This is a genomic window from Desulfosporosinus sp. I2 (genome assembly GCF_000960765.1).
Taxonomy (GTDB): domain Bacteria; phylum Bacillota; class Desulfitobacteriia; order Desulfitobacteriales; family Desulfitobacteriaceae; genus Desulfosporosinus.
On the sequence record NZ_JYNH01000189.1, the window covers coordinates 1 to 8,160 of the forward strand.

The 8,160-nt window shown below is 40.8% G+C and carries 7 protein-coding genes, 1 tRNA gene, 1 rRNA gene and 1 pseudogene; 5 read left to right on the top strand and 5 right to left on the bottom strand.

Going from position 1 to position 8,160, the window contains the following annotated elements:
• Positions 1-144 precede the first annotated feature (144 nt).
• The 4 genes and pseudogenes from rrf to UF75_RS23695 all read left to right on the top strand — a co-directional run bounded on the left by rrf (position 145) and on the right by UF75_RS23695 (position 2,056).
• A 5S ribosomal RNA gene (gene rrf, locus UF75_RS23680) occupies positions 145-261 on the top strand.
• A 144-nt stretch (positions 262-405) separates the two neighbouring features.
• Positions 406-481: transfer RNA gene (locus tag UF75_RS23685), tRNA-Asp, on the top strand.
• A gap of 736 nt (positions 482-1,217) precedes the next feature.
• A pseudogene (locus UF75_RS23690) lies at positions 1,218-1,542 on the top strand (dipicolinate synthase subunit A N-terminal domain-containing protein); the annotation flags it as partial.
• A gap of 139 nt (positions 1,543-1,681) precedes the next feature.
• Positions 1,682-2,056, top strand: a complete 375-nt coding sequence (locus UF75_RS23695) for a reverse transcriptase domain-containing protein (RefSeq protein ID WP_052693571.1) — start codon at positions 1,682-1,684, stop codon at positions 2,054-2,056.
• Between the two features lie 14 nt (positions 2,057-2,070).
• On the opposite strand, the gene UF75_RS23700 is transcribed toward UF75_RS23695, so the two are convergent.
• The 4 genes from UF75_RS23700 to UF75_RS26605 all read right to left on the bottom strand — a co-directional run bounded on the left by UF75_RS23700 (position 2,071) and on the right by UF75_RS26605 (position 6,003).
• Complete coding sequence (locus UF75_RS23700) at positions 2,071-3,246, bottom strand: Ger(x)C family spore germination protein (protein WP_045576987.1); 1,176 nt, start codon at positions 3,244-3,246, stop codon at positions 2,071-2,073.
• Positions 3,243-4,781, bottom strand: coding sequence for a spore germination protein (locus tag UF75_RS23705; protein WP_052693580.1), 1,539 nt, complete (start codon positions 4,779-4,781; stop codon positions 3,243-3,245). Before UF75_RS23705 ends, UF75_RS23700 begins: the two co-directional genes overlap by 4 nt.
• 78 nt (positions 4,782-4,859) lie before the next feature.
• Positions 4,860-5,687: an endospore germination permease gene (locus tag UF75_RS26600; RefSeq protein WP_207642501.1), complete on the bottom strand. Its 828-nt coding sequence runs from the start codon at positions 5,685-5,687 to the stop codon at positions 4,860-4,862.
• Positions 5,626-6,003: a GerAB/ArcD/ProY family transporter gene (locus UF75_RS26605; RefSeq protein ID WP_052693575.1), complete on the bottom strand. Its 378-nt coding sequence runs from the start codon at positions 6,001-6,003 to the stop codon at positions 5,626-5,628. Before UF75_RS26605 ends, UF75_RS26600 begins: the two co-directional genes overlap by 62 nt.
• A gap of 816 nt (positions 6,004-6,819) precedes the next feature.
• On the opposite strand from UF75_RS26605, the gene UF75_RS23715 reads away from it, so the two are divergent.
• Positions 6,820-7,053, top strand: coding sequence for a hypothetical protein (locus tag UF75_RS23715; RefSeq protein ID WP_045576989.1), 234 nt, complete (start codon positions 6,820-6,822; stop codon positions 7,051-7,053).
• A gap of 83 nt (positions 7,054-7,136) precedes the next feature.
• On the opposite strand, the gene UF75_RS26610 is transcribed toward UF75_RS23715, so the two are convergent.
• A complete protein-coding gene (locus tag UF75_RS26610; protein WP_052693578.1) occupies positions 7,137-7,637 on the bottom strand; it encodes a hypothetical protein in 501 nt (166 codons plus the stop codon).
• Positions 7,638-8,160 lie beyond the last annotated feature (523 nt).

An 8,160-nucleotide genomic window follows, 5' to 3' on the forward strand; every position in this document is an offset into this window, starting at 1 on the left:
ATTCTTAAGACAATTACTAGATAACAGACTCTGTGCAGTTTTGAGAGAATAGCGGTTGAGGGATAAATCCTTTAGCTCTTGTTTTCTACAGAAAACAATTCGAGTTCGAACCTCGCGCATCGCGCCTCGAACCTCGAGTACGCATCTGGTGATCATGCCGGAGGGGTTCCACCCGTTCCCATACCGAACACGGAAGTTAAGACCTCCTGGGCCAATGATACTTGGGGCGCAAGCCCCTGGGAAAGTAGGTCATCGCCAGGTAAGACATAGGGACTACCTTAAGAGTAGTTCCTTTTGTGTCCTTATCATCTTATTCGAGAAAGTACCCTATACCATAATTTAACGCTTCATTATGGTAAGGTACATGATAAGTTGATTGTGCACATATATAAGAACAACGAGTACGGCCCCGTGGTGTAGTGGTTAACATGCCTGCCTGTCACGCAGGAGATCGTCGGTTCAAGTACGATCGGGGTCGCCATATAAACAATAGTTTATATAACCAAATGGGTAGGTGGCTGGGCGGTTAGTTGCCCGTAGTCAGAATGTTAAGAGGACTTAGCCGTATCTGCGGCTGAGTCGTTTTTTTATAGTATAAAGATTTATTAATGTCAGATAATACCCTTATACTATGCGAATTATGGACCACGAGCTCCTTTTAAAGTGGCTAGGGTTTGTTTTACCTGAGAAGCAACCGTCATATTAAGTTCCATTCCTTTCGTTGTGCTCAAGGCACAAAAATTTAATGAAAGTTTCTCCCCCTGAGTGATATAATTTATTTGGATAAGCAGATACACTACAGAGCACGGGGAGGTGAGTGGTGTAGGGTTTAGCACCATGCAAAAACAATGGAACCGTCTTCAAGAACTCCGTAACCGCACACAGGTAAACTATCAGTAACTACCACCATTGACAAGAAACAATGTTTAATCGCTAACCAATTATGGCAATGATTCAGGCTAGCGTTGCCCCACTACAACACACTCATCGGGTTTTAATTCAGCAAGCGGCAATACCGAATCAATTCAATAAATTGTTTTATGAATAAAAATGAGTTTCTTGACCTTTGAACCAAATAAATATAACTATAGGAGCAGGGCGATTAAAATCGTTCTGCTCCTTCGATTTCCTTGTTTTAAACCAATGTGCACCGTAATCTTGCAACCTTCATATACTGAACGTAGCTAATGGTTCACACATATAAAGGGGGCATTTAAATGGTTTCGGTTCTCAATGGAGTTCGCCTAGCTGTTATAGGAGGGGATGATCGCGAACTCTATCTCATTCCTGAACTTATCAAACAGGGAGCGTACATAGTCGGGGTCGGCTACGAAAAAGCATCTCCTATTCCTGGTATGGTATTGGCATCGTCTGCTTTAGAGGCGATTGATCAAGTTGATGCTTTGCTTTTTCCGATGTTTGGCACCGACGAACGCGGGGGGGGGGTATTCGGATTTTTCCATCGTCTTGAATAAAGAGGTACTTCAGGCAATTCCAAGTCGTGTCCCTCTTTTTATTGGTTGGGCACGCCCGGCTTTGAAGTATTGCTGATGAAGGCCGTCTGTAAACATACGGATAATCCTTGGGTCATCCTATACATTCCGAGGTGGCTTAAGGCTCCATTTCAGATGCCAGATGGAACAGTCAAGGAACGAACGAAAGGAACACCGCAGGGATCGTTATGCAAAGCTTTGCAAAAGGCGGAGTCATTAGTCCTGTGCTCGCTAACCTCTTTATGCATTACATGTTTGACGTCTGGATGGGCAGAAAACACCCGAAGAATCCCTGGGCACGATATGCCGATGATGCTGTGATTCACTGCAAGACAAAAGCTGAAGCTGTATATCTACTCAAAAGCCTAGATGAGCGTATCAAAGAATGTGGTTTGGAATTGCACCCTGAGAAAACACAGATAGTCTATTGCAAAGAAGAGGGCAGGCAGGAGAATTATCCAATCACATCTTTTGATTTTCTAGGCTATGAGTTTAGACCTCGATTTATGAAGAGCAGAACGGGCCATTGTTTTAGCGGATTTAGTCCTGCAGTTAGTAAATAAATCAAAGATTGTAATTACTTAAGTGTTTTTAAACTTTTCAGCATACCCGTAAGCGACAACCTGGAATTAACCTTCACCTCAACTTCTGCTTGAGGAAACTCCTCCGCCCACTGCTCCTTTACCTTATTCCACTCCTTGGGAAATTCTCGCATAGTTGCCTCGCCCAGGCCCAGAATATCTAATTTGTATTCTTCCTGGGCTTTCCGTATTAAAGCAACTATTTCTTTTTCAACAGCTTGGCGTTGCTCATCTTCCAAAACAGCAATCATTTCCGGGTTAGCCAAATCTTCAGTACACATTTGCTCTCCAAGATTACTGTTAACATCCACTTCAATGGTATATTTTAGCATCCCCATTTCCAGCCTGGGTTTTACCTTGGTTTTAGACTTTATAATTTCCAGAGATATCAACTGATCCGGATGTTCTGGACACGGAATGGTGATAACCCCGCTTTTTACTTTACCCTTTATCCATAAATATCCCCTGGTTTCAAAAGGGTTAAGCCAGCCGATCAGCCTATCTTTCCGAAAAACCCCAGCTCCTTTCAGAATTAGTTCTTCTTCGTCATCCTGCCCGGATTTATTTTTGCTGATTCTGCCGATAACCGGATGGCTTGACTGGCAAGTTATCATATTAGTAACTTCCATAAGATTAGACGATACGCTTTTCGATAAAGCACCATAGTCTTCAATCATCCGCTCTAAATGACTGGCCGGGATTTTTTCCAATCCTGAATCACCCTTGATAACTTCTGAAGCCTCTCCTTGGGCTACTAAAACCCAGGTTTGAAGACGCATTTCATGATCCCGGAGAAACCAGTCAATGACTGGAATAACTCCATCCTTAGCCATTTTTTCTCCAATGACTATAACCATGGTATGTGGCAAAAAAAGCTTACGCCCCGATTTTTCCACAAAATTCCTAACCGCATCAAAAATAGTATTACCGCTGCTCTTTATGATCCATACCCCTTTTTCTTTTCCTGATCCGCCTTCTGAAGAGGGCCTTTTGAGTGCTTCTGGTTTAATAACCTGAACGGTAAGCGTTATTTTTTGATCTTCTCCTTTATCAATTCCAACTGCCGCAACAATTGCTAACCGGTCTAGTTCTTTACGATTCCAACACCCCGTTGTTAAAAGGATAACGGATAAGATTAATAGGAGGAACACAACTCCACTCTTTCCCCTCATGATTCCTCATTCCTTTGATTTTTACTCGGTGACGGTTTACTTGAACTCCCCCTAACCTGGTTTTTGCTTAAAAGCCCGGGACGAAAGATTCGAGTCCAGAAGGGGGCCCGGATAAACACATCTTTTAATTCTTCAAAATTCATTGGAGCCATGGGGTATAGGTAAGGAATGCCAAAAGAACGTAATTTCATCAGGTGAATATTGATGAACAACATTCCCATTAACAAGCCAAAAAAACCAAGGCTGGCGGCACAAAACAAAAAAAATAACCGCATGAGCGCCATCGTATCCGTTAGGGCAGTAACTACAAAACCTGCAATAGCAGTAAGTGCCACGACAATTACCATTGGATTACTAACAATCCCTGCGCTTACCGCCGCTTGTCCCAATACCAAAGAACCTACAATGCTTACAGATTGGCCGATCGGTCTGGGCATTCGAACACCTGCTTCCCGCATGATTTCAAAAGCCACTCCCATCCCAAAGGCTTCGATATAGGCAGGGAAAGGAACTCCCTCCCTAGCACCAGCCATGCTGATGAGCAAAGACGTTGGGATCATCTCCGGATGAAAGCTCTGCAAAGCAACATACAGAGCCGGAAACAGAACTGAAATAAAAAAGGCGGTATAGCGAATCATCCGAAGAACCGTTGAATAATAAGGCCTTGAATAATAATCTTCAGCGCTTTGAAACCCTTCAATCAGCAAATAGGGAACGGTTAATACAAAAGGTGTCCCGTCAACAAAGATCCCTACTCTGCCCTCAAGCAGTTTAGCTGCCAGAATATCCGGTTTTTCCGTGTTGCCAATGGTTGGGAAAATCGAAGTTGGGGCATCTTCAATCAGTTGTTCGATATAACCGCTTTCCAAAATAGCATCAATATCAATCCTTTGAAGGCGCTTTTTTACTTCAGTAACTATTTTTTTATTGACGATTCCTGCTATATAGGCAATATAAACTTGGGTTTTAGTTTGCCGACCTAAGTTCAAGCTTTCAATACGCAACTCTTCATTTTTAATTTTGCGGCGCAACAGTGCTGTATTAACCCCTATCGTTTCCGTAAAACCCTCACGAGGGCCCCGAACGACTGCTTCAGTAACTGGTTCATCCACCCCTCTCGCTTCCCAACCCCTGGTCCCGATCAACAAGGCCGTGTGAAAATCATCCAATAGTAAAGCTGTATCCCCGAACAAAATCCCATCGATCACTTCTTGAAAAGTCTTGGCCTCCCGAACACTGCTATTCGGTAAGGCGCAATTTTTAATTTTCTCAACTAAATTCCCCTGCACCATGTTTTTCAGCTCTTCATTTTGAAGAAGCTCAAACATCAAAGGCTTTAAAATTGAGGTATTGGTAATTTCCGAGCTGACCAAACCGTCAATATAAATGAGGCCTGCCTTCTTGTTAAGATCAAAGCCGAGTGAAAATTCCCGATACGCTACATCGACACTGCCTTTAAATCGTTCTTTGATTTGCGACAGGTTTACCTCCAGCCGGGAGTCCAGATCGACCGATTCTGCTAGAGTGCTTTTCAAAATTTTAGTTTTATTTGTTGGGGGTTGATGTTTTTTTTGGCCGAATTCCAAAGCTGAGTTAATATTTTTAGCATTTGTTTATCCCCTCTTCTTTATCTGAATCGGTTTCTTTCCATACCTAAAGAGGCTGACAAAGAAAAGCAGAGTTGTTAAACCTCCTTCTACCGATAAAGCAAGATAAGGAAAAATCCCTTCAAAAAGAGCATCAGTATCGGTAATATTACGAAACATTGTCATCGTTAAGATAAAAACCGCGACCCCAATGAACGGGGTAAGAAGTTTATAATCTGGCAGCTTTAACAGTTGTGCAAACCCAAGAGTACTAACATAATAAAGCATGGTTATACTTAGAAAACCGGCTGCAATCCAAAAAATCATAACTAATAGTTCTAATCGTTCAAAAAAGTCTCCTACTTCGATCATTTGGGCAAGGCTGTACAAAGGAAACTGTAATTGGGTACACAAGTTGACTCCGAAAACCATGATCACCATTAATAAATTTAAAATGATCAGAAGGGTTCCCGTGACCACCCCTCCTAATTTTGCTTTTAAGGTATCTTTGGGGTTGTTATGATAAGCCATAAAGACACCCATAATGATACAGATCCCATATAAGCCCCCGGGCAAAAGGCTGTTCTGTAAATCTTCCCGCATGCTCAGTTGAAATACCGGTTTTAGGTTTTCGAGTTTAAGATGGTTAACATTAAGAGCAAGAGATAATAGTAATACAAGTACGACCAGCGGGCTAACCAGTTCGCTTAACCTCCCTATGGGCTCCAAACCTGCGTTTACCGCATAAGCACTCACTATAAGCATAACAAGATAAAAAACAGTCTTCGGCGTTTCAGGCATAACTGCTGTGATCAGTAAATCGGTTATGATTCGCAAAACGATAGCAGTAGTCAACAAAAAAAAACGCAAAAATCAACCCAACTCCTTTGCCCAAAAACCTCCCCAAGATCTCCTCACTGTACTCAAACATGGTTTGATTAGGATACCTGCGTCCGAGGATGTAGAGGACGACGGCGACCACCGCGTCAATCCCCAGGGCAATGAGCATGGCAATCCAAACATCCTGTTTCGCACGAGAGATAATAATTGTAGGAAGATTAAAAAGAGAAACATTTAAAATTAAAGTAAGAATTAGAAAAAAGAATTGCCGACTAGATATACTTCCCTTTTCCAACATTTCTTCATCCCCAATTTTTACAATGATTAACAATAATTATAATTAGTCTGCCCCTAATCCACTTTTATATGTTTTTAACTCATTCTTCACTCTCAAATCTTTGCGTATTCCTTACCTCTGCAACAAATCGAGTAGGAGGCGGATTTTTCCGCCGACCTCTCACACCACCGTATGTACCGTTCGGTATACGGCGGTTCATTAAGCACTACGAAAGCCGATTAGGGTATTTAACGCAAAATAACGACTTAAATCAAAAAACCCAAGGCTAAAACTACTTAGAAGAGGTCCAGAGTTTAAAAGACGCTTACCAAAAAAATCAATAGTCCAAAGTTATCCATTTAGATACCGAAAAGACAGTTCCTTCTTAGAGGGAACTGCCTTTTCGGTTACACTTTAAACAAGGGTACCCCATCAGAATTTCTGTTGCGGAATCGGATGACGATGTTAGGGATAGCGTGAAACGTCGCTTGGTAAATAAGGATATCCAGTTTGTCTTTGTCGTAGATATTGGAAGCCTTAAGTCCCCACCTTGCGGTGGGGACTTAAGGTTCTTATTAAAAACTCGACAGATAATGGGTAAGGTAGCTGACCAAGGGAGCAGCTCATCTAAGGCGTTCTGATCTTTGGTATCCAGGTTAGGAAATTGGATTATTGTTAGAAACAATCATCATGTGATCGAACGCTTGAATTTGATGCTCACTTCGAGCTGTTGTAGGGATCATGGTTATATCCCACATCGTGTCTCTATCCATTTTTTACAGTCGGCAAAGTTCTCCTGTAGTGTTTGCATCGTGCAATTTCCCCCTCCTATTCTCCAAGAAAAGAGCCCATATTTGGCTCTTAGTCTATATGTTTAATAGTTTTTTCACGTGGGTGCAGTTCTGGACCATACAAAGCAGTCTTGTGGATTCGTTTCGAACCTTAGAGGAAGAGCAAATAACCCTTGTGGAACAGATAGCTCCGGATCAACCAGATGAACCCATGTTCTTTGTTTGCAGGAATTGTCATGGCAGGGGGAAAATACTGACCGATGAAGGGAAACGGCTTATGGAGTTTGTTAGGTTTTGGCTGAATCATAACTAGTAAACGTGTAACAAAATTAGCTGAAGGAAAAGGTGCATGCCCGACTCACTAATATTGAAACCAAAGTTAATCTTAGGGTAATTCTACTTAAATTTAACTTGACGAACAGATTCTTGGAGAGTCTGTACTGATTTTAAAAACTGTTCATTTTCTGCATCATCCATACTCAGCGGCAAGCGCCGGAGAATACCTTCTTTGCCAAGGACACTTGGTGCACTAAGGGCAACTTCTAGCTCTTTATATTGATCATTAAGCAAGACAGGTATGTTGTTTAAGAATAATGTCGCTAAGATTACTAGAATAGTATCTCCTTGGATTACTAATGAAATTTTCGGAAAATGGCCTTTAGTCTGCTGACATCCCAGGAAGATAATATAACTTGTTAAAACATGTATACTAGGAAAAGCGTTAAAAGGGTTATCTAACGTATAGATAAATTTAGTAAGCTGAGAAGAAATATCATCGCCAAGAATCTCAGGTCTTGGAACTGTAGTCTGAAATAGAGAAAATATTATGAAGCTTATTAGCAAGCCTAAAATAATTGAGATAATACTAAATATATATAACTTAAAATCCTGATACATAAACAAGATTAATGCTATAAAAATTATCCCGAACCATGCTATATACGGTACAACAAATAACTTTTGAAAGGAATACTTTTATCAAATACATTAATAAGCGTATGAACATGTTCGTTGCTATGGTTAAGGAGTAAATATATTGAATTTATTAATGGGATTAATAACATCAAACTACCTTTTAACAAAAAAGTACGTAACGGAATAATGACTTAACTCCTCCTAGTTAGTAAGTTTAAAAGGAAATTTTAACTCACCCTTGTTTTCCTCTAAAATAGTCCTTTTGCAAATCTTTCAGATTAGGAGATTTACTTCTATGAACATTATTTCCAGCTGCTTTAAATCTAATGCAACTAACTCTCAATTCAATGTGAACAAGGAAAGCCCCATTCTATGATTTAATCTTCACACGCTCCTAAACACGTAACATTATTCTTCCTCTTGCCCAGGTATATTTAATTTATAAAAGCCGCAAAATTTAAGGAAATTAAAAAAAGTTTATTGAATCAAGAAAAAAGTCAAGTTT